This window comes from Alicyclobacillus acidiphilus NBRC 100859, from assembly GCF_001544355.1.
GTDB classification, from domain to species: domain Bacteria; phylum Bacillota; class Bacilli; order Alicyclobacillales; family Alicyclobacillaceae; genus Alicyclobacillus; species Alicyclobacillus acidiphilus.
The window spans coordinates 75177-97135 of sequence record NZ_BCQI01000001.1; the positions used below are offsets into that span (position 1 = coordinate 75177).

Consider the following 21959-nt stretch of genomic DNA (forward strand, 5'->3'; position numbering starts at 1 on the left):
TGCAGTTCATCAGTTCGTCCCGCACGATCCGCCGCACCCGCCCGTGGAACATGAGCCGCCGGAACCGCACGAACGCGGCCCTGGCTCGACCGGAAGCCGTTCTTTCAACCGCGCCAAAAGGACGAGCGTCACTTCCTGCAACATCGCGTTGAGTTCCGCCTGAGCGGATTTATATTGCATCGCCACCGGAATTTCAGCGAGCCGTTCCTCGATTTGCTGCACCTCCAGACGCACCCGCTCGTACTTCTCGCTGCCTGCGCCTTGCCGTTCCCCCAGCACCAGCATGGCGTTGGTCTTCTTCTTTAACGCGTCAAACAGCGTTTGCGCTTCCCGATGCCGTTCCATCTTGGCGCGAGCCTGCCAAAACGCCTCGGCCTCTTCGGAAGACGCAATCAACGACGCAATCTCGTCGGCCTTTTGCAACACCGTCTGTCGATCCGTCCCTACCATCATCATCATGAGATAACCTCCTGCACCTCAGGAGCCCTCACCACTCGCCCCTTCAGCAAAAACGTCTGCGGTTCTGTAATTTCGACTTCGACATGGCGGCCCTGCATCGAAGCGTCTCCAGGAAACAACACGAGTCGATTGCCTCGCGTACGACCGGAGAGCACATCTTTGTTCGTCCGGCTCTCGCCCTCCACGAGCACGTCGACGATCTCGCCCCGCAGTTGCAGGTTGTGACGCAGACTGATCTCGTTTTGCACGTCGTTCAACCGACGCAGACGATCCTTTTTCTCAGCCAATGTGGCCGTATCCTCAAAGCTCGCCGCAGGCGTGTTCTCGCGCGGAGAGTAGATAAACGTGAACGCGTTGTCGAACTCGACCTCGCGCACGAGCGAGACCGTTTGTTCAAAATCATCCTCAGTCTCGCCTGGAAACCCGACGATGATATCGGTCGTCAAGACGACGTTCGGAATTGCGCCGCGAATCTTGTGCACGAGGTTGAGATAGTACTCTCGTGTATGTGAGCGGTTCATCCGCTTCAAAATACGGTTGCTGCCAGATTGGACAGGCAGGTGAATATGCTCGACGACGTGCTCGGACTGCGCGATGGCGTCGATCAACTCATCCGTGAAGTTCCACGGATTGGACGTCGTGAAGCGGATCCGATCGATTCCGGGAATCTCGTTCACCTTCCTCAAGAGTCCAGCAAAATTGGTCGTGCCGAGATCGACACCGTAGTCGTTGACGTTTTGTCCAAGCAGCGTGATGTCGCGATACCCTTCGGCGACGAGCGACGCCACTTCAGCCAGAATGTCTTCCGGCAAGCGGCTTCGTTCGACGCCACGCGTATACGGCACGATGCAATAGGTGCAGAACTTGTTGCAGCCGTACTGAATGTTCACCCAGGCGCGAACGCTGTCTTTGCGGATCTTCGGCCAATCCTCGACGGTCTCCGGCGCCTTGTCCCACACTTCAAGCACGGTCTCCGTCGAGTTCTTCGCCTGAAATACAAGCTCGGGCAAACGCTGGATGTTGTGGGTGCCAAAGACGAGATCCACCCACGGGAACTTTTCGAGCACAAGCTTTTGCACGCCTTGTTCCTGCGCCATGCATCCGCACAAACCAAACAATAGCTCAGGATTGCGGAATTTGAGCGGCCGCATCCGGCCAATTTGGCCGAACACCTTGTCCTCCGCGTTTTCGCGGACCGCACAGGTATTGAACAGAATGAAGTCGGCGTCCTCCTCCGACTCCGTTTGCTGATAGCCCATACCGTAAAGCAGCCCTGCCATGACCTCGGTATCGTGCTCGTTCATTTGGCAGCCGTACGTCAAAATTTTGAAGCGGTACGGGGAACCGTCCGCCTTGCGGCCGATCTGGTATTTCTTCGTCAAAGCTTCTATGTCATAGGACACGCGTTCCGCCTGATTCGGACGATGCGTTGTGCCAAACGTCAACCCAAGTCCACGTTCAAGACGACCTTCGCGCGCGAGTTTTATCAAATTCTCCAACCTCTACCACTCCGTCGTCCAAATTGGCTTCCGGAACACAACTTCCGGACTCACGAGATACCTTGAAAAATTCGTTGCACATCTATCCCTAGATGATACCATAATGGAGGAATGTCTCACACGGAATTTGGAGGAATGACGGTGTCGGAGAAGCTGAACATCCCGACGTTCGAAATATGCTTGCTGAATCAGGCCGAAGGGTACGACGGCGCCGTGGTGGCGCCGGACAAGGGGTCGTTCGCAAGCGACTTTCCTGACATCGACAAGATCATCCGGACCCATCAGGCCCTGTTGGTCTACGACAGCAAATGGCACTATGTACCGTTTCATCAAATTCGCGAAATCGTGAAGGGCAAGCGGCGCTTCGCGCTGCCGTGGCCGCTCGTATAGAGCGTGTCCGGTACGCGCGAAGGGCTTGAACGCGAAGCTTGAACAAGGTCTCAACACCACCGGGCATCAACGGCCTGCGCGATAGCGCAGTTGATCGATGATCCCGCGCAGGGAACGGGCTCGAATGTCCGGTTCGTCAAATTTCATCGGTTTCGCGTTCGCTTCGAAAAACCATGGCTTGCCGTTGGGATCGATGCCAATATCCATGGACATCTCGCCAAGCTGCTTGCCAAACTCCGCATCGAGCGCTTCCGCCGCCCGGATTACAAACGACTCAAGATCAGCCAGGACTCGGGGCGCGTCGTTGCCGAATGCCTCGGACAGCACGGTGTCGGCGTTGGCAATGGTGCCTCCGTTCGGCACGTGCGTGGTGATTCGCCCTTTCCCGCTCACGCGCACGCCAACGCCAACCAGCGTCCACTCGTCTCGAACTTTCTGAAGAAGAACTCGAAAATCGCATGGCTGGCCCCGATAGAGGACGAGTGGGATCGCCTGCTGAACGACGTACTTGCCAAGGACGCGTTGCCGTGACACAATCTGCCACAGTTCAGCCCCCGAATGTGCCGCAAATCGCTCCGTCTTCCCATGCTTCAACACGGCGATCGTATACTCGGGATGTTCCGATCCGCCCCCCGCACGTTTGTCGACACGAATCATCCCGTGGCCGACGCTGCCGCCGGAAGGCTTCAAATACACACCCTCGTATCGTTCGCACATGCGAAGCAACGAATCCCGTTCGAGGCTGGTCAACGTCTCAGGTACGTTGGCGGACAGGCCGTGTCGGGAGACGATGCCGTACATGGCAGCCTTGCTGAAATAACTGGGATTGAACATCGGGATCGACAGACGCCTCACGAGATCGCGCGCGCGCAGCGAGCTCCCGTTGCGTTCGAGGGCCCGCGTGGGTATCCGATTGTACATCGCCTGTGGGCGCGGCATCGGCAAACGGATCCACTGTTTGTATCCCAGGCGGACATAACCTTGCCAAATCCGATCCGTCGTGACATCGTCCGTCGAAACGACGTAGACAAGTGCGCCTTGTTTCCGCCCTTCCTCAATCACGTCGCGGAAATTGAGGCGCGCGCCGGCAAAACCATCTCGGCCCGAGCCAGCCAAGATGGCAAACACATCGCCCTCGATCCGCGCGGTTCCGAAGGCCGAGGAGAGGCTCGTCGGCGCGTGATAGAGCACTCCCGCCGGTCTCCGGCGCAAAATCGGAACAGCCAAATCCAAGTGTGAAAAGCGGGCGACCGTCATGCCTCTGTCGATACTCTGCGGAGCCACGGGCCGCACCGCCATGCGAATCTCGCCGTCTCGGCGATACCAGATTAGTTCAGCGTTCGAGAGGCTGTTCAACTTCTGAGACCTCTTTTCTCAATACGCGGCAACGCGCGTGCGCCTAGATTTGACTGCCTTGCGGACCACGGTGCGAGCAAGCGGAACATCCCACTCGACACGGACGTCTCGCGTCTCATCCCACGTTTCACCACGCTCGACCATGCCGAAGAGCGGTTCGACGTACTCCCGATATTGACTGTATGCAGGATGCATCCGAATCGCTTCTATGTTCCGCAGAATGATCGGCCGAAGCGCGTGTAATTGGCCTTCGTAAAAGGCGTACTGCGTCGCTGGCGCATAGAGATCGAGAAGCGGCAAATCGCGATAATGGAGCGCAATCATATGCGCCAGATGATAGGCGGCAATGGTCGCTGTCTGGCTGCAGACAAAACTGGACGGCGTTCGATACTCGAAACCGCCGTAGTCTTTTTGGCGAACATCGCCCAAATAACCGTATTTCGGCCTACGGCCTTGCGCGCGAACGCGGTCCTCCACCGCCATCAACGGCAGGGCCAAATAATGGTCCAAGGCCTTGACCAGTTTGCTCGAGAACGGGATGCCGGAGAAATGAATGTGGCCGCCCGTGCAATAGGGGCGAAACGGCATGCTGCCGGCTCGCCATTCGACGCCCTTCCGATTGATTCTCTCGCTGGCTTCGCGCATCAACGCCCGCAAATTCAGGATGAGTCCATTCGGGTTTGTGTCAGGCTGCGGACGAAGTTCCATAAGAGGCAAGCGCCGGCCGTCGAAGTTGACGCTTCGGTCATCGCAGCCAATTCGCCCGCGCCTCGGAAAGTAGTTGCTTGCGAGCACCATCTTTCCTTGTGGATTGCGAAGCATGATTTCCACGTCCGTTCCCAAGGTCACCGTCTGGCTGCTGCTGAGCCGAGCACGCTCCTCCCGCTCGACGAAGTTGGCGACCGCGGTGCGAAACAGTTCCAGCACTCGGCCCTCGAGCACCGGGGTCGCGCTGACGTCGAGCAGCTGCAAGAATCCTTTTTCCGACACGCCGACGCTGACGAGCCCAAAGTCCAAACCGAGCGCGTGCAGCGTGCGTGTGGCGAGATAAACTGCGCGGCGCGCTTGGTTGTCTTCCCTCGGATCGATCTCCTGAAAGGAAGCGTGGATCCGCGAAATGCGAGCCTGCGTCCAGTTCGCTCCCGAGTCGGATCGAAAGCATGCCAAGGGCAGGAGATCGAACATCGGTATCCGATATTGCCGGCTGAACGACGACGGCATCCCGGACTTTGTCACTCGCGGCGCGACGCGCACGCCGATCCGGCGAAGGAACCTGGCCATCTGCGCACGCGAAGCCACCCGCGCGATGGCCTCCTTCGTGTTGATCACCGTGCCTTGCGGCGGATCGCTTTCGTCTGCGGCGCCCCACCGAAACAGCACATCGCGATCTGTCACACGGTTGCTCGCAACATACCGGGCGAGTTTAGGCACGCCGGACAACAGTCGTTTCGCGGAGGGTTGATTCTTATATAGAAGATAGAATGCCATCCTCTACTCCCCCTTTATCTTCGCATGACTTCCACTAACCTACCGTTTCGCCAGATAGATGGCATAGCTGATGGGCCGTTCAAACGACAAGTCGACAAGGTCTTGCCGTCCGCTCTTCGTCGACGGCGCTTTGCGAGGTTTGGAGTTCACCTCAATGACCCAGACCTTTCCGGTTTCATCCAAGCCCAAATCGATGCCCATTTCGCCAAACTTGCGGCCCGACGCTTCTTCCATCGCTTCCACGATCCGCTTGGACAACCTGCGAATTTGCGCTTTCGCCCGATTCCGTTGTTGCGCGCTGGGAAAACATTCGGCGAGCGCTTTGTCGACCGACATCGCGTCGCCGCCTGTCGCAAGATTCGACGTAAATTCCCCAGATTTCGCAACGCGGGCAAACATTTTGGTCCGCTTCCACTCGCCCGTCCCGTCTCGTTGCATCAGGATGCGAATATCGAGTGGGCGGTTCTGGTATGTCGCAAGCGTAAGACCCTCTTGCCAGATATACGGCCGTCGCTTCAAACGCGTGCGGAACGACTCGACGACTTCTCGCGTCGAATTGCCTTTGCCGCGCGTCACGCTGGTCGCGTTGTGTTTGATCTCGTACGTCAGACTGCCGTCGCGATGTCTGACGATGCGAATGATCCCGAGTCCGAGACTGCCGTGAAGCGGTTTGAGAAATGTGATGGGATGGCGGTTGATAAAGGCGACTGCCTCCTGCACCGATTTGTGCCGAATGGTTTGCGGAATATGGCGGCGCAGTTCGGTATCTTCTCGGAGCCATTCGTAGACCTGCCATTTGTCAAAGAAGCCATCGTTAAAAAACTTGTCGCCGTACTCGCGCGAAATCGCGGATCGCTTGTCTCGCATGCTGGGATCACGTTCAAGCTTTCGGGAGACGAGTTGGTCGTAAATCACGTCAGGCATCGGGAACGTTCGTCTGAACCACTTCCCGTCGTACAAGGTGTATCCCCTGATGAGTCGCTGTCTCAAGTCGACCGCTGACAGACTGAAGACGAAACAGCGCGCCCCTTGTTCGTCGGCAAATTGAATCATCTTCCGAATGCCTTCCAATTGCGATGTCTGGCGCAACGTACCCTTTTCCTTGTCCCAACGCGGATTCGCCAAGATGCCGATGAGCGGACCGAACCGGATCTCTTGGTCGGAGATTTGCACCACATTGGGCCAGGGCAACTCCGCTAGTCTCAACTGAACGGCGACAGGTCGACTGATTGCGACAGTACCCTCCGGCAAAAACGGATCGACGACCAATTTGACATCCTTTCGCCGCTCTCCGTGCACGCATGCGACGAAAGGCCGCTGCCAAAGTGGTCGACCGCGGCCAAATGTAGGGTACACGCGAATTGTGGCCTCCTGTCCGTCGAATGTCGCCACTCGCAGTCTCATCTGTTCACCGCTCATAGTCAGCGCTCCTTTCCCGAACGTCCCCGCGAGGGGGCCGTGGCCCTGATAACATATTCAAGGATCGCTTCAAGTGACAGACGATGCAGGCTGGAGTCCACGTTTCGCAGCATGCGTCGGCCTGGTGTTGGATTCATTTCAAAGATGTAGATGTCCCCATTCTCCGTGAGCGCGAGATCGATCCCGACTTCGGCAAACGGGCCGTACGCCTTGGCCAGCGTTTGGACCACCCGCATCGCGACCTGATCCAATCGGCGGACGGTCTGGTCGCGTTGGCTCTTGCCGACGATATCCTCGATCATCTCCTCCGCCTCGACGGCGCGCCCGCCGGTGTGAATGTTGGTCGTGATCGACTGCGGACGCCCCAAGCGAGCGATTCTCGCCACGACCTGAGGTTTGTCGCTCCCGCCCATCAGCCACCGAAAATCGTACGGCGATCCGTCGCGCTTCGGCAGACAAACCGTGTCCTGGACGATGGCCCGGCGGAGTTTCGTCTCCTTCCAGAAAGCCAGACAATCTGCCAGCGTGGGGATGGCCCTTTCTTCAATCCGCGTGTCCGGTTGAAACACGTTGCTTGTCTGATCGTGCTTGCGCGGCACGATTCGCCTTTCCCACGATGCGAGCAGGGCGGCGCCGTCCCTCCTCAATCGGTAGATCGACACGCCCCGAGATCCGCCGAGCGGCTTGATGTAGACGTCAGAACGCGATTGCAAGGTGTTGAATAGTTCACGTCCGCTGCTGCACAGGGACGTTCGCGGAAGATGCCCGCGCAGTTGTGGCACTCGTGCAAGCAGTTTGTAGAACGTCCACTTGTTGCTGGCGATGCGAGGGAGTGTGTGGAGCTTGCCGATTGCCTTCAACTGATTGAGTTCTCTTGTCGCCAGGGCCGCTGTCGCCTTGCTGAACGAACTCGATCTCCTCAGCACGATATCTGGCACCACCGCGCGTTCGCGCACCCACGTCCGCCGTTCTGGGTTGTAGCGGAGACCTTGGTTTGTCCCATAATCGCCTGGGGTGAGGACAATCACGCGGACCCCCATCTCGTCTCCATATGTACTCATTTCCTCAAACATACGGGTTTGTTCCCCAAACGGACGGTCTCCACGCTGGACGCCTTCGATGTACAGCCCCAACACGGGTTTACCTTCCATCGCTCTCGCTCCCCTCTCAACAGCCCCTCGACAGCAGCGCAGAGAGATACCACTGTCGGATTGCGCCTGATGAAACGAAAATGGGGCGACACATCGCCCCAAGTTCATTCCGAACCGAAGTCAGTCTTCGATCTCGACTTCTTCCAGCACACTCTCTTCCTCGAAGAAGTCCTCGTCTTTCTTCTCGACCATCTCGCAGGTCAACACACAGAGCTTCGTCGTGCCGATAATCTCGACACCAAGCTCCTTCTCGACTCGAACCAAAACTTCCGAGCCATTGCCAGTCAGCGTCGCGTCGAGGCAATTCGGGCTTTGCAGAACGCTGACCCGAACTTCCCGAGAATCGCGGATGCATTCGGGATCGACATCGCGAAGCGCGATTTGCTCCACATAGGATACGGTCTCCTTGGCAACTGCCGTGTCGGAGTTGTTGTTGTAGGAGTACCATACGTTGACGTCAAAACGACCGCGAACTTCGACGTAATCGCCAACTAGTTCCGCTTCATACACATGGTTCATGACCCAGCAACCGCCAATCGTGCTTGGTCGATGGGTGGGGCGTACTGTGTACGTCGTTTGAGCGTATTTATTGCCCCGGCCACAGACCGCATTCGCCATGATCTCGCGGTAGTTCAGGTCTTTACTTGAAAGCACCATGCGGCAACCTCCTCTGTGAGTCCCCGGGCGGGTAGGCGTGACTCGCGCCCGAGCGTGATGGTCTATCGGTATGCGGGGCGAGTAGGGGTGGTGAATGCCGTGCCAACGATCATTGGTGCGTGCCTTCGCCCATTCGCAACCACAGCACATCGTATGCGTTTGCCCATAAACGTGCGCCTTGCGGGCATTTCGCCCACGAAAAATGGGCGCACTTCCGGCGGGAGGCCACGCGGATCAAAATTGGGCTGTCCAGGAGGCACCTCATGCCTCAGGGACAGCCCAATTGTCGTGCGTGGTGAGAGTTACAGCGGAAGTTGGCGGTTGAGGAAAGACTCGAAGTTGTCAAACAAAATGGCTCGTCCGAGATCGCTCCCGTACCGTTGCACCACACGTTCGGCGAATGCCGCGTAGTCGCTGCTCTTGGCGAGCCCCGGCAGCTCGTTGGTGGTACCGTCGAAGTCGGAACCGAACCCCACGTTTCGCACTCCGCCGAGTTCAATGACGTGATCGAGATGAGCGAAGATGTCGTCGATGGTCACCGAACCGTCCGCCACGAAACTTGGTTCAAAGGTAAGGCCGATCCAACCGTCTCGACGAATCAACTCTCGAATCACGTCGTCCGTCAGATTCCGCCGGTGATCGTGAATGGCACGGGCGTTTGCGTGAGAAGCCATCACCGGGCCATCCGTAAGCCGCAACACGTCCCTGACACCGCGATCGTGAAGATGCGCCAAATCGATCCACATCGAGAGATGCTGCATCTCCCGGATGACGGCGCGGCCAGCACGCGTCAGACCGCTGCCGCGCAATTCGCCGCAGCCATCGGCCAATTCATTGGCGTCGTTCCAGGTGAGTCCTACGCCGCGGACGCCAAGGTGATACAGAATTCGAAGAATTTCCACGCTTCCTCGAAGGCATCCGGCGCCTTCCAAAGACAGGATGGCAGCCATTTGGCCATGCTGTCTGGCCATTCGAAGGTCGTCCCGGGTTTGTACGGGGCGGACCGTGGGCACGGACGCAACTTGGTTGTAAAACGCGTCAATCTCGAGTAAAACATCGTGGAGTTGCGCGGACGCGTCGGCGTCCGGCATCACGAACAGTGCAAATACTTGCGTGGCTACGCCACCGGCCGCAAGGGAAGGCAGATTTGCGGCCAATCGAGGATCATCAACGCCGAAGTGAATTTTAGGATTCAATAATTTCATTAAAACGTCTACGTGCGCGTCTGCGACGAATAACTGGTCCAAAGAAGCTTCTCCTTTCATTCGGAACGCGCATGGTCCGTGTGATTATCTGGGCTCGACAAGCAGCCGAATGGCTGTGCGATCTTCACCATCGATTTGGATATCTGTAAATGCTGGTATACAAATTAAATCCACACCGCTTGGAGCGACGAACCCACGGGCAATGGCCACGGCCTTGACCGCCTGATTTAACGCGCCAGCCCCAATCGCCTGGATTTCAGCAGTACCCTGTTCCCGCAATACCCCTGCCAAAGCCCCCGCAACTGAGTTCGGATTTGACTTAGCCGAGACTTTTAACACATCCACTATGAAATGACCTCCTCTATCCCCCTTCGGCAGTAGGACACTATACGATATTCTTCGGTATTCCGTTTATGCCAAGCAGCTTGGAGAAAGTGGCGCAGCCGGCTCAGTGCCCGAAAGTTAGAAGCGCTGCTCCTGGCGGGGTTCGCACCGCCGGATCGGCTGGATGTTCAACGCCTTACCCTCCGCGTTCAACTCAAACCAAACGGCGCAAAATTGGCGCGGGCCATCCGCCACTTCGAAACGCTGAGGCAAGTGGGTCCGCATACGCAAAATCACCTCTCTCCGGCGCATCCCAAGGATCCCATCGCGCGGGCCAACCATGCCCACATCCGTGATGTAGGCCGTGCCATTGGGCAGGATGTCCTCATCGGCAGTCGGCACGTGGGTATGCGTTCCAATGACCGCCGAAACGCGTCCGTCGAAGTCCCATGCCAGGGCCAGTTTCTCCGACGTCGTTTCCGCGTGCATGTCGACAATGACGTGTTTGATTTGCGCATGGTCGGCCAAAATGCGTTCCAACGTCGCGAATGGACAGTCCAGTTGACTGAGAAACGTGCGTCCCATCAGACTGACGATGAGCACGTCCACTCCATTCACTTTGCATACGGTATATCCACGTCCCGGAGTACCAGCCGGATAATTGGCCGGTCTGACAATCCGAGCGTCATCGTCGATAAAATCAAAAATCTGGCGTTGATCCCAAGTGTGATTCCCCATCGTGACAATTTCGATCCCGGCGTCGTACAACTCCTCCGCCGACTTCAGCGACAACCCGCGCCCTTTGGTCGCATTCTCCGCATTGGCAATCACCAAATCGGGTCGAAGCTCGTCGATGATGGATGACAACGTCTGAGCGGCGTACCTGCGCCCTGGTTCGCCCACGATATCCCCCAAGAACAAAACTTTCACACATCCACCTCCTGCGTTCCAATCAGCCTTCACGCAACCTTCACGCCATGGAAGAAAAATAGAGTAGCCCATTTGGCTACTCTATTTTGCGTATTCAACGGCTCTAGTTTCTCGAATCACGGTCACTTTAATTTGACCAGGATAATCGAGTTCGTTCTCGATCTTTTTGGAAATCTCCTTCGCAACCAACGCCGACTCCGCATCGTCAACCATTTCCGGTTTGACGATGATGCGAATTTCACGCCCAGCTTGAATTGCGTAGCTCTTCTCGACACCGGCAAATGATTCTGCGATGTTTTCCAACTTCTCCAGCCGTTTCATGTAGATCTCCAAAGTCTCGCGTCGAGCTCCGGGGCGTGCCGCAGAAATCGCGTCAGCCGCAGCTACAATGACGGACACCGGCGACGAGAACTCCACATCCCCGTGGTGCGCGGCAATCGAGTTGATAACGACAGGATGTTCCTTGTACCGACGGGCGAGATCCACACCAATTTCGACATGCGAACCCTCCACCTCGTGCGTAACCGATTTGCCAATGTCGTGAAGCAATCCACCGCGGCGCGCCAACGCGACATCCAACCCCAGTTCGGCAGCCATCATTCCTGCCAAATGCGCCACCTCAATGGAATGCTTTAATACGTTTTGTCCATAGCTGGTACGGAAACGCAACCTTCCAAGGAGCTTGATCAAATCCGGGTGTAAGCCGTGAACGTTGGTGTCAAACGTCGCTTGTTCGCCCTCTTCGCGAACCAAATCATCCACGTCGCGGCGAGCCTTTTCCACCATTTCCTCGATGCGGGCCGGGTGGATTCGGCCATCAGCGACCAATCGTTCCAACGCGACTCGAGCAATCTCTCGTCGAATCGGGTCAAATCCGGACAAAATCACCGCTTCCGGTGTATCATCGATAATCAGGTCGATTCCAGTGAGCGTTTCAAGTGTTCGAATGTTCCGACCTTCACGTCCGATGATTCGACCTTTCATCTCATCGTTCGGCAAGGTGACGACGGAAACCGTGATTTCGGATGCGTGATCTGCTGCACAGCGCTGAACCGCGTTCGCCACGATCTCGCGAGCCCGCCGATCCGCTTCACGCTTGGTTTCCTGTTCAATTTGTTTCACGAGCATCGCCGCGTCATGGCGCGATTCGCGCTCCACTTGTTCCAGAATCAGCGCGCGGGCACTTTCACGTGTCAATCCAGACACCCGCTCAAGTTCCCGAACCTGTTCCTGTCGCAAGTGTTCAATCTCGTCCTTCAGCAACTGCACAGACTGTTCTTGAGCACGCAATTCTTCCGCTTTTTGCTCTTGGAGCTCCAGCTTCCTATCCAGCGATTCTTCCTTTTGAAGAATTCTTCTCTCCAACCGCTGAATTTCGTTTCGACGCTCGCGAAGTTCCTTCTCCGCTTCCTGTCGAATCCGATGCGTCTCTTCCTTCGCTTCCAACACCGCTTCTTTTCTACGAGCCTCTACATCACGTTGAGCCGATTCTATAATCTGCAAGGCACGCGCTTCTGCGGTACCAATTTTCGACTCGGCCATCATGCGCCGAGCAAGGTAACCAATAAACAATCCGACAACTAAACAAGCCAATCCTATAACGATACACGACCAAATGGGAACGTTCAAAGGCAATGCCTCCCTGCTCCAGTCAATCTTTCCAAGATCAACTGTTCGCGTCAACTGACGAATTCGAGCTAGAGGCCGTAACTGATACGCACATACATTCTACGTGTTTGTCCAGAATTGTGTCAAGAATCGGTCGTTGACGAATCCTCGCGCGTTCGCTCCAAGCTCCGTAACACGCGGCCTGCCAATTCGCTGCTGACGCCCTTGCCATACAAATACGCCATGAATTTCAACCGATCCGCCGACGTCTTGAACCAGCCCCTGCGCCGAAGATACTTCTGGGCGAGTCGAAGGGCGGTGTCCAATTCGACATCGGGCGCCAAATGGTCGCGGACCGCGAATTGCGCGACATCGGGTGCAATACCGCGGTGTTTCAAGCGCTGTATCAACTGAGCCCGTCCGAGACGCTGCCCCTCCCGTTCGACGTACCACGCGGCATACAGCGCATCGTCAATCATGCCGCGCGCTTCCAAGCGTCGAATGACGGTGTCGATCACGTCGGCCTCCAGTTCGCGGCGCTGCAGGTATTGGCGCACTTGCGCGGCCGTCTTCACGCGGCCGGTTAAGTATGAAACCGCGATCCGTTCGGCTTCGACACACCGAGATCGCGCATCGATTTCCTGCTTGAGTGAATGCGGTACCTCTTTCCCAACGCGCAGGCCCAAATCCACCCAGTCCGCAACAGTCAGCACACATGTGGATGAATCGGAAAAGAGGACCCGAATCACATCCGGGTCCCCGCTTGGAGAGGATCCTCTCCCTACAATTTGGATTGAATCAGAGTGTGTCAAACTCAAAATCATCCTCTTCGACATCGGAACTGTCGACCGATTCGATGGCCTTGCTCGCGACGACGTTGAAGTGTTGTCGAATCGCCGTTTCGATTTGGGCCGCAATATCAGGATGTTCCTTCAAGTACTGCTTGGCGTTTTCGCGTCCCTGACCCAGTCGCTCTTCTTGGTACGAATACCAAGCGCCGCTCTTTTGGATGATGTCGAGGTCCGTCGCCATGTCGACAAGGCTGCCTTCTTTAGAGATTCCTTCACCAAACATGATGTCGACGTCCGCTTGTCGGAACGGCGGCGCCACTTTGTTCTTCACCACTTTGATCCGCGTTCGCGACCCCACCACGTCGTTGCCTTGTTTGATGGCTTCAGCCCGACGCACTTCCAAACGAACCGTCGCGTAGAACTTGAGCGCGCGTCCACCCGTCGTCGTTTCTGGATTGCCAAACATGACGCCGACCTTTTCCCGAATCTGGTTGATGAAAATTGCAATGGTCTTGGATTTGCTAATCGCACCCGCGAGTTTGCGCAACGCCTGCGACATCAAGCGCGCCTGCAGGCCGACGTGCGAATCGCCCATGTCGCCTTCAAGTTCGTTCTTCGGAACCAAGGCCGCCACCGAGTCAATGACAATGACGTCGACAGCTCCGCTTCGAACGAGCGCCTCGGCGATCTCAAGCGCCTGTTCCCCGGTATCCGGCTGTGAAATCAGCAATTCATCGATATTCACGCCAAGCTTCTGCGCGTACGCAGGATCCAGCGCGTGTTCAGCATCCACAAACGCCGCTTGCCCGCCGAGCTTTTGCACCTCAGCGACCGCGTGCAGCGCTACCGTCGTTTTACCGGAGGATTCAGGTCCATAAATTTCGATAATACGTCCACGCGGCAAGCCGCCGACTCCCAACGCGATATCGAGCGCGATGGAACCAGTAGGCACCGTTTCCACATTCATCGTAGCGGACGCCTCACCCAGCTTCATGATGGACCCTTTGCCAAACTGTTTCTCAATTTGCTTCAGGGCCATATCCAGGGCCGCTCGTTTATTGTCTCCCATACCACACCATCCCTCGGTAGCTAGCCACATCAATTCGTTCGTCTACTAGTTCTAGCTTTCTATCGTCTTTCCTCTGATCATATTGTATCAACTCCACTCTGAAATGCAAACATTTGTTCGCGTTTCAGCCAGGGATTTTAGCAGTGGTTGGGGAGTGACATAGAAGAGGTACATAGAATAGGGGCAGTCAGCGAGGACGGGCTGGATTTCGACCTCGCGCAGCCCTATCCCATAGCCGGACCGAAGGAGTTAGGCGCAATGAGTGAGGACGGAAGGAGTGAGGACGGAAGGAGTGAGGACGGAAGGCGATGCCCGGGAGCGCGAGCGCTTCACAGAGCCTGTCTATTTGGGTCCACAACTGCCCATTGGAGTTTTTGGAGCGATTTTGAAGGGCGGTCGCGCGCATTGGTCTTGTGCCAGGGGCGGACCGGGGCTGGGGCAGGACCCTTTCGGACCCTGAAACTGCCTTGGGTTCGATTTGAAGAGTTCAATCGGAAAAACTTCATCCTCGGCGAGGCTGGAATTGGCTGAAATCGGTTCTGATAATGTGGGATATCCTCAAAATATGAGATATCCCTCGAACATGGAAAACCACTCTTTGTAACCCGGTTCATCGATAGCCGATCAAGGCGCGTTAGCGCCGTTAGCGTGATCGCGCAGCTTCATTGCCACCAACTGGCCGCGTCGTTCCGGATGCGGTGGCAAATAGGCCGCCCGCGGCCGCTTATGTGTGTCGAATCGTCTCATTCGCCTTGAATAAGCGGCCCACGCCCGCTTAAGTGACTGTCACCCCGCTGTTTCAGGGCCACCATCGGCGAATAAGCGGCTCAGGGCCGCCTATTTGCTGACACTCCGACCTTTTCGCGGAAATAAGCCGCCCACGGCCGCCTATTTGCCCGCCAGCAGCAGTTCCCGCCTGTTCCCGCCAGCGCGATCGCGTCGCCCTATTGCCACCAACCGGGCGCGTTGCTCCGAGGGCCATGGCACATAAGCCGCCCGCGGCCGCTTATGTGTGTCGAATCGTCTGATGGGTGCCAAATAAGCGGTGCACGGCTGCTTAAGTGGTTGAAACGAGGCCACTCCGGGGGCAAAGAGGACAAATAAGCCGCCCACGGCCGCCTATTTGCCCTTCATCCGGTGATTTCTTCGAAATAAGCGGCCCAGGGCCGCTTATTTTCCGGCTGACCCGTGCATCACCAGTGCATCACCAGTGCATCACCAGTGCATCACCAGTGCTTGCCTTCGCCCCATCGTCCATCGCCGCGATCGCGCCGCCTTAAATAGGGTGGCGTTCCCCCCCCTCGCGATCGTTCGGCCATCTGCCGCCGCCTACTGCCAGCCCCAGTTGCATACTTAGAGACACTGTCGACTCATGGAACGCATCAATATATGTCAGACTTTTCAGACAGATTGTAAAAGGCGGTTGGTCGTGGCAATCGGCCTTGTGTGAGAATGGGGGACACAGTCCATTTCGAACCCTGAAATTTTCTCCGCGAGTACGGAACCTCCCCGAAAAATCCGACTCCTGTCACCTTGTTAATCGACGGTCTCTGTGAGCCGCCTGTCCAGCGCCAGACAAGCGAATCGGCCCTCACTCGGGCCGATTCGGATTTGCGTTGCCCGGCAAACCTTATCGACGGCTGGCGCGAGGCTTCGCGGGTTCGAGGTTGACGCGAGCGCCGTTGATCCGGCTTTGGCGCAGGGCCTCGTAGACAAACGGGGCGCTGTCCTGATCCACTTCGATAAAGGTGAACTTGTCAAACATGTCGATCCGCCCGACGGCTTCGCTCGGCACGCCGGCTTCTTCGGAGATGGCGCGCACGAAGTCGGTCGGACTCATGCGAGCGGTCCGTCCAATATTGACGAAGAAGCGAACCATGCCTGGACGAGCGCCGGTGTCGCCAAAATCGTAATCCTCGCCTTCGCCCTGGGAACTCTCGCCCGATGTCAAGAGCTTCAGGAGCGCTGAGGCGATGTCGATCGGATCGTGCTCGTCGACCAAGGTGCCAAGGATTGCGCGATATTGGCCGAGGCTCTCGCTGCGCAGAACCTCGAGCACGCGATTTCGCCAGACTTCAGCCTGCCGCTCGGCGACATCCTCAAGTGACGGCACTTCCCGCATATCCATCGTCACTTTGGTCTCGCGCTCGATTTGCTTCAGCAGCTTGAACTCGCGCGGCGTCACCAGCGTGATGGCGAGGCCATGCTTGCCCGCGCGGCCGGTTCTGCCGATCCGGTGAACGTACGATTCGGGGTCCTGCGGAATGTCGTAGTTGATGACGTGCGTCACATCGTCGACGTCGAGGCCGCGTGCGGCCACGTCGGTCGCAACGAGCAGTTCGATCTCGTTGCGGCGGAAGCGCCGCATCACGCGATCGCGCTGCGCCTGACTGAGATCTCCGTGCAAACCGTCCGCCATATAGCCGCGGGCGAGCAAAGCTTCGACGAGATCGTCAACGCCGCGCTTGGTCCGGCAGAAGATGATGCCCAACTGGATTTCCTCGCTGTCCACGATCCGGCAGAGGCTTTCAAGCTTGTTCCGATCAAGGACTTTGTAGCCGATTTGATCGATTCGGGGAACGGTCATCTCGCCCCGATTCACCGTGACATGGCGCGGATCCCGCATATACCTCCCGGACAGTCGTTTCACTTCGTTCGGGAACGTCGCGGAAAACAGGAGGGTTTGTCGATCCGCCGGCGTCTCGCGCAGAATTGCCTCGATATCGTCGATGAAGCCCATATCCAGCATCTCATCCGCTTCGTCGAGCACGACTGTGCGCACTTGATTCAACTGCAACGTGCCGCGGCGAATGTGATCCAGCACACGGCCCGGCGTGCCGATGACGATGTGCACGCCCTGCTTGAGCGCGCGAATCTGGTGGCCGATGGATTGGCCGCCGTAGATCGGCACCGAACGCACGCGCTTGTACTTGGCAAGCTTGCGCACCTCGCCAGCGACCTGAATGGCCAGTTCACGCGTCGGTGTCAACACGATGGCCTGCACATGGCCCTCCGGCGTGACTTTGTCGACGAGCGGAATGCCGAACGCGGCAGTCTTGCCGGTACCGGTCTGCGCCTGACCAATGACGTCGACGCCTTCCATGACGATGGGAATGCAGGCTTGTTGGATCGGAGATGGCTCTTCAAAACCCATATCGTGAATCGCCTGCACGACACGGCGATGTATACCCAATTCTTCAAAAACGGACATTTTCTCAACCTTCCTACATCAGAATCTCGTTACACTTGTCTTTGTATGTGCTGCAGGAGCCGCCAAAACGCTTGTTTGCAGGTACGCAGGCGAATCTGTGCCCGCGATCCGCGAAGTTGCAACCGATACACCGCGGTATCCGCGGCGTCCGCAACAGCGACGAACACGAGTCCAACCGGCTTTTCGGGCGTGCCGCCCCCCGGACCGGCGATCCCGGTGATGCCGACGCCATAGTCGGTGGCAAGCCGTTCGCGGACACCCTTCGCCATCGCGATCGCGGTCTGTTCCGACACGGCGCCGTCGAGATCCAGCACATCGGCAGGAACGCCCAATAATTGCTGCTTCACGCGGTTGTCGTACGCGACAATCCCACCTTGAAACGCCTGTGAACTCCCCGGAACGTCGGTCAACATCTCCGCCATCATGCCGCCGGTGCAACTCTCGGCGACCGCCAGTGTGCGGCCTCTCTCGACGAGGCGATCGATCACCACCGACGGCAGCGTCTCGTCGTCCACTCCATAGAGGAAATCGCCGAAACGCCTGCGAAGTTCGGCCTCGACAGGAGCGATGCGCTGCTTCGCCTCGGACTCCGTCTTCCCTGTGGCGGTGATGCGCAACAGCATCTCCCCTTCACCCGCGAGCGGCGCAACGGTTGGATTGTCTTGCGCGGTCAAATCGCGGATCTGCTCATCGACGTCCGATTCGCCAATTCCGCAGAAATGAAGTACGCGTGAAATGAGTACCTGCGCTCCTCCGAATACTTCCATGAGCTTGGGCAGGACGTACGTTTTCAGCATCGGACGCATTTCAAGGGGTGGTCCCGGAAGGAGAAAGAAGTGGACTCCTTGCGCGAAAATGTATTGACCAGGTGCGGTGCCATTTTCGTTCGGAATGAGGGTGCCACCCTCGATGCAGTATGCTTGTTTGCGATTTTCCTCCGGCATGGGGCGCTGTCGATTCGCGAAGTATTGCATGAGGTGATCAAGTGCTTCGTTGGACAACACCAAATCCCGCTTCAAAAAACGGGCCAGGGCCTCCTTGGTCAAATCATCGCCGGTCGGCCCGAGGCCGCCTGTGACAATGACCACGTTCGACCGTTTCACGGCAACGTCAAACGCCGCTGAAATCCGTGCTTCGTTGTCTCCCACTGCACCGTGATGGTACACGTAGAAACCGAATTTGGCAAGTTCCTGCGAGATGTACTGAGCGTGCGCATTATGAATCTGGCCCAACAAAATCTCTGTGCCGACAGCCAATAGTTCAACGCGGCAATCCCGCGCCATTCGCATCATCTCCGTCAATCCGTCACTCGAATAATCTGCTTGTTTTTCACGAAGTAATCGAGACCCGAGAGAACTGTGGCAACAACCATGATATACAACATCACACTCGCAAATGGGAAGCCAAACAGCGAAAACGGGAAGTTGTTCAGGATGAGCGCCGCCATCGCGATCATCTGCGTCACCGTCTTCAATTTTGCAAACGAGCTGGCCGCGATTACCAAACCCTCGGCAGCGGCGACTAAGCGAAGGCCTGTCACGGCAAACTCCCGACTGATGATGACGATGGCAACCCACGCTGGCAGCCTCTGCATTTGCACCAAGCTGATCAGCACTGCGGAAACGAGCAGTTTGTCTGCCAAAGGATCGAGAAACTTGCCGAAGTTCGTGATAATTTTCCGCTTGCGTGCGATATAGCCGTCCAGACCGTCGGTGCTCGCGGCGAGCAAAAACACGAGGGTGGCGACAATTTCGCTGCCCGTCGTCGTCTGGCCGTTGATGGTGAAGGACCAAAAGTCGTAGTGCATGAGCAGCACCAAAGCGACAACTGGAACCAAGAAAATTCTGGCCAGCGTGATTCGATTCGCGAGATTCAAGTGTTCACGCTCCTGTCGGAAGGCAACAGTTGCCTATGAAGACAAACCAGGTTACAGCCGTCGGCCCGGTTACCGATAATTGGTGAACTGCAACGGAATGTCGATATCGGATTGGCGCAAGAGCTGAATGACCGCCTGCAAGTCGTCGCGGCTCTTGCCCGTTACGCGAACCTGGTCGCCCTGGATTTGCGCCTGCACCTTGAGTTTGGAGTCCTTGATGGCCTTCGTGATCCGCTTGGCGACATCGGCGTCGATACCTTGCTGCAGCGCACAAACCTGACGGACTGTGCCGCCCGCGGCCGGTTCAATCTTGCCAGGCTTCAGAGCCTTCAGCGACACGTCCCGTTTCACCAGTTTGGTCTGCAAAACATCGTATACTTGCGAGAGTTTGTACTCGTCGTCCGAAATCAGCGTGATCTTGTCGTCTTCAAAACGGATTTCGCTCTTGCTGCCCTTAAAGTCGAACCTCGTTTCGATTTCGCGGCGAGCTTGGTCAATCGCGTTGCTCACTTCCTGCAGGTCGACTTTCGAAACGACGTCAAAAGACGCGTCTTTTGCCATGTTACTCCCTCACCTTCAACCTTGCTTCTGAATCACGATAGTCGGCGCGGACCCCGTCACTGGCAGGGGCACCGGCTGCCCATTGACGATCAACTGCACGCCTTGTACGTGGCCGAGCGTCATGGTCACCGCCTGGTTGGCGGTAAAGGTCTTCGTCTCGCCCGGATTGAGGATGTCGTTCGGATCCACTCCGCTGCCGTCGCTGTAGACGCTGATCCAGCATTGACCGCTCACGACCTTCAATTGAACCTGCAAGTTCTTGACGTTCTTCACGTCATATGTATACTTGCCGTTCGCGAACGGCTCCGCCGTCACGGTAACAGGCGGCGCCTGAGACGTCTGATTGGCCGTGTTGCCCGATCCGGTCTGATTGCCTGCCGCCGAATTGCCATTCGAGTTGTTGCTCGCGCCATTCGCAACTTGATTGGCCGTGTTGTTCGCGGCACTGGAATTCGCCGAGGCCGCGTTCGTCGCGTTGACGCCGCTGCCGGCAACGGGCGTGGTATTCTGTGTCGCAGCGCCGCTCGTGCGATGTCGGTCGTGCAGGTACATATACGCTCCGCCGATCACGACGAGCGCTCCCACGATCATCGCCATTTGGCCGACGAATCCCCCAACGTGGCGGCTTCCCCGAGACGCGTTGAGCGACCTTCTCGGCGTGTCGGTCCCGATTCGTTCCGTCCTTGACTGCGTCGGGGCTTTTGCCTCAGTCTGGCGCTCCACCCGCTCGGTCCGGTCAACCTTCTCGGCAGCCCGTTGGCGCTGAAATTCGTTCAACGATCTCGGTTCCACCATCTTCGCGGCTGGCTTTCGCACTGGCCCTGCGGCGTCGGAGACAGCGGACGAATCGACGCGTTTGACGCGAATCGTCGCGTCGTCAAACTGCCCTGTCTCGTGATCGCCATGCATTCCAGGGATCTCCTGGCCATCCACATACCGCTGCAGCAATTCGACGCCGTCCAATCCAATCACTTCAGCGTAGCTGCGAACGAAACCGCGCGCATACACGCGACCCGGCAGCACGGTCCAATCCCCGTTCTCCAACGCTTCGACGTAGCGCCTTCGGATCTTCGTCTTGTCTTCGATGTCTTCGACCGTCAAACCAAGCGACTCGCGCTTTTCGCGCAAAATCCGGCCAAGTTCCTGCATGTATGTCCCCCCTTGTCCGATGGACTCACTCGCCGCCCCAACCAGCGGATTCACGTTCAATCTCGTCGTACCGCAATTCTTCTTGTGGATCCCTGCGCAGTTCGACGATCATATCAAACAAGTCCCAAGTATACCGAGACCGTTTTACAAAAATATCAGGATGCTCGATCACCACCGAACCTCGCATCCGAAGAATCTCATCGACACAGCGCATATGCGCTTCATCGCCCCGGAGGGCTGATACAGCTCCATCAATAATATACACGAAATGGTCAGATAAAAAATCGTTGGATGGCATTTCTCGCATCATCGTCTGCTTTAATAGGGTCGACGAGATCAACAGCCACCGCTTGTTCGCGTATACGCTCGCCGCGACCAAGGCTTCCGTCTTGCCGACGCGCGGCTGTCCGCGAACGCCAATCACGTGCCTGCCCGGCCTTTGCAAAATCTCGCCGAGAAAATCGACCAACACGCCCAATTCGTCGCGAACGAAACGATATGTGCGAGTCTCGGTGTCGCTCCGTTCGATGAAACGACCGTGGCGAAGCGCCAGCCGATCCCGCAGGGTCGGTTCCCGCAAGGCGGTCACTTCGATATCTTCCATGGACGACAGCATGGTCATCAGCACGTCCAGCGAATCCGGCCTGTCCGCCTGGATGAGAAAGCCCCGGCCGTGTTCAGACACACTGGAAAGCTGGCGAATGTTCACCCCGAGCATGCCAAGGAGCGAGGCGATGTCGCCAAGCAGTCCTGGACGGTCTCGACGAATGTGGTACTGAAAGTAATACTCGGACACGCCGCTTCGAGATCCCCTTT

Annotated in this window: 20 protein-coding genes; 1 reads left to right on the forward strand and 19 read right to left on the reverse strand. The window is 57.1% G+C overall.

Translation table 11 applies throughout. The features are described 5' to 3' along the window. Positions 1–9 precede the first annotated feature (9 nt). Both AAC01S_RS00340 and miaB read right to left on the reverse strand, forming a co-directional pair. Positions 10–459 (reverse strand): YlbF/YmcA family competence regulator, encoded by a 450-nt coding sequence (locus AAC01S_RS00340; RefSeq protein ID WP_067616994.1) that lies wholly within the window; start codon positions 457–459, stop codon positions 10–12. Next, complete coding sequence (miaB, locus tag AAC01S_RS00345; RefSeq protein ID WP_067616997.1) at positions 456–1958, reverse strand: tRNA (N6-isopentenyl adenosine(37)-C2)-methylthiotransferase MiaB; 1503 nt, start codon at positions 1956–1958, stop codon at positions 456–458. Before miaB ends, AAC01S_RS00340 begins: the two co-directional genes overlap by 4 nt. A gap of 135 nt (positions 1959–2093) precedes the next feature. Between miaB and AAC01S_RS00350 the strand changes: the two genes are divergently transcribed. Continuing rightward, complete coding sequence (locus tag AAC01S_RS00350; protein WP_245629996.1) at positions 2094–2348, forward strand: hypothetical protein; 255 nt, start codon at positions 2094–2096, stop codon at positions 2346–2348. Between the two features lie 66 nt (positions 2349–2414). Here AAC01S_RS00350 and AAC01S_RS00355 read toward each other — a convergent pair whose 3' ends face one another. The 17 genes from AAC01S_RS00355 to AAC01S_RS00440 all read right to left on the reverse strand — a co-directional run bounded on the left by AAC01S_RS00355 (position 2415) and on the right by AAC01S_RS00440 (position 21939). Beyond that, positions 2415–3704: a YheC/YheD family endospore coat-associated protein gene (locus AAC01S_RS00355; protein WP_067617001.1), complete on the reverse strand. Its 1290-nt coding sequence runs from the start codon at positions 3702–3704 to the stop codon at positions 2415–2417. A gap of 18 nt (positions 3705–3722) precedes the next feature. Then, positions 3723–5192: a putative amidoligase domain-containing protein gene (locus tag AAC01S_RS00360; RefSeq protein ID WP_067617003.1), complete on the reverse strand. Its 1470-nt coding sequence runs from the start codon at positions 5190–5192 to the stop codon at positions 3723–3725. A gap of 39 nt (positions 5193–5231) precedes the next feature. Next, entirely contained in the window at positions 5232–6611 is a 1380-nt protein-coding gene (locus AAC01S_RS00365) for a YheC/YheD family endospore coat-associated protein (protein WP_083511391.1), read from the reverse strand. A gap of 2 nt (positions 6612–6613) precedes the next feature. Further along, on the reverse strand, positions 6614–7762 hold the full coding sequence (locus AAC01S_RS00370) for a YheC/YheD family protein (protein WP_067617005.1): 1149 nt from the start codon (positions 7760–7762) through the stop codon (positions 6614–6616). Between the two features lie 120 nt (positions 7763–7882). Continuing rightward, positions 7883–8419 (reverse strand): outer spore coat protein CotE, encoded by a 537-nt coding sequence (cotE, locus tag AAC01S_RS00375; RefSeq protein WP_067617007.1) that lies wholly within the window; start codon positions 8417–8419, stop codon positions 7883–7885. 302 nt (positions 8420–8721) lie between these two features. Further along, entirely contained in the window at positions 8722–9666 is a 945-nt protein-coding gene (locus tag AAC01S_RS00380; protein ID WP_245629983.1) for a dipeptidase, read from the reverse strand. Positions 9667–9708: 42 nt separating this feature from the next. Next, positions 9709–9969, reverse strand: coding sequence for a stage V sporulation protein S (locus tag AAC01S_RS00385; protein WP_067617011.1), 261 nt, complete (start codon positions 9967–9969; stop codon positions 9709–9711). Positions 9970–10086: 117 nt separating this feature from the next. Next, on the reverse strand, positions 10087–10878 hold the full coding sequence (locus AAC01S_RS00390; protein WP_067617014.1) for a TIGR00282 family metallophosphoesterase: 792 nt from the start codon (positions 10876–10878) through the stop codon (positions 10087–10089). A gap of 81 nt (positions 10879–10959) precedes the next feature. Beyond that, positions 10960–12507 carry a ribonuclease Y gene (rny, locus tag AAC01S_RS00395; RefSeq protein WP_067617017.1) on the reverse strand — a complete coding sequence of 516 codons (1548 nt, stop codon included), beginning with the start codon at positions 12505–12507 and terminating at the stop codon, positions 10960–10962. Positions 12508–12629: 122 nt separating this feature from the next. Continuing rightward, complete coding sequence (locus AAC01S_RS00400) at positions 12630–13235, reverse strand: regulatory protein RecX (protein ID WP_067617020.1); 606 nt, start codon at positions 13233–13235, stop codon at positions 12630–12632. A 49-nt stretch (positions 13236–13284) separates the two neighbouring features. Further along, positions 13285–14346, reverse strand: a complete 1062-nt coding sequence (recA, locus tag AAC01S_RS00405) for a recombinase RecA (protein ID WP_067617023.1) — start codon at positions 14344–14346, stop codon at positions 13285–13287. Positions 14347–15976: 1630 nt separating this feature from the next. Beyond that, positions 15977–17557, reverse strand: a complete 1581-nt coding sequence (locus tag AAC01S_RS00415; protein WP_067617029.1) for a DEAD/DEAH box helicase — start codon at positions 17555–17557, stop codon at positions 15977–15979. 29 nt (positions 17558–17586) lie between these two features. Beyond that, positions 17587–18840, reverse strand: coding sequence for a competence/damage-inducible protein A (locus tag AAC01S_RS00420; RefSeq protein WP_306307162.1), 1254 nt, complete (start codon positions 18838–18840; stop codon positions 17587–17589). 14 nt (positions 18841–18854) lie between these two features. Next, complete coding sequence (gene pgsA, locus AAC01S_RS00425) at positions 18855–19433, reverse strand: CDP-diacylglycerol--glycerol-3-phosphate 3-phosphatidyltransferase (RefSeq protein WP_067617032.1); 579 nt, start codon at positions 19431–19433, stop codon at positions 18855–18857. Positions 19434–19502: 69 nt separating this feature from the next. Further along, on the reverse strand, positions 19503–19994 hold the full coding sequence (locus tag AAC01S_RS00430) for a YajQ family cyclic di-GMP-binding protein (protein WP_067617035.1): 492 nt from the start codon (positions 19992–19994) through the stop codon (positions 19503–19505). 15 nt (positions 19995–20009) lie between these two features. Continuing rightward, a complete protein-coding gene (locus AAC01S_RS00435) occupies positions 20010–21143 on the reverse strand; it encodes a helix-turn-helix domain-containing protein (protein ID WP_067617038.1) in 1134 nt (377 codons plus the stop codon). A gap of 25 nt (positions 21144–21168) precedes the next feature. Then, a complete protein-coding gene (locus AAC01S_RS00440) occupies positions 21169–21939 on the reverse strand; it encodes a DUF3388 domain-containing protein (RefSeq protein WP_067617041.1) in 771 nt (256 codons plus the stop codon). Between the last annotated feature and the right edge of the window lie 20 nt (positions 21940–21959).

Coding starts and splice junctions, on each gene's coding strand:
- AAC01S_RS00340 (WP_067616994.1), bottom strand. CDS start 459: ATGATGATGATGGTAGGGACGGATCGACAGACGGTGTTGCAAAAGGCC.
- AAC01S_RS00350 (WP_245629996.1), top strand. CDS start 2,094: ATGACGGTGTCGGAGAAGCTGAACATCCCGACGTTCGAAATATGCTTG.
- AAC01S_RS00360 (WP_067617003.1), bottom strand. CDS start 5,192: ATGGCATTCTATCTTCTATATAAGAATCAACCCTCCGCGAAACGACTG.
- AAC01S_RS00365 (WP_083511391.1), bottom strand. CDS start 6,611: ATGAGCGGTGAACAGATGAGACTGCGAGTGGCGACATTCGACGGACAG.
- AAC01S_RS00370 (WP_067617005.1), bottom strand. CDS start 7,762: ATGGAAGGTAAACCCGTGTTGGGGCTGTACATCGAAGGCGTCCAGCGT.
- cotE (WP_067617007.1), bottom strand. CDS start 8,419: ATGGTGCTTTCAAGTAAAGACCTGAACTACCGCGAGATCATGGCGAAT.
- recA (WP_067617023.1), bottom strand. CDS start 14,346: ATGGGAGACAATAAACGAGCGGCCCTGGATATGGCCCTGAAGCAAATT.
- AAC01S_RS00415 (WP_067617029.1), bottom strand. CDS start 17,557: ATGTCCGTTTTTGAAGAATTGGGTATACATCGCCGTGTCGTGCAGGCG.
- AAC01S_RS00420 (WP_306307162.1), bottom strand. CDS start 18,840: ATGGCGCGGGATTGCCGCGTTGAACTATTGGCTGTCGGCACAGAGATT.
- AAC01S_RS00430 (WP_067617035.1), bottom strand. CDS start 19,994: ATGGCAAAAGACGCGTCTTTTGACGTCGTTTCGAAAGTCGACCTGCAG.
- AAC01S_RS00435 (WP_067617038.1), bottom strand. CDS start 21,143: ATGCAGGAACTTGGCCGGATTTTGCGCGAAAAGCGCGAGTCGCTTGGT.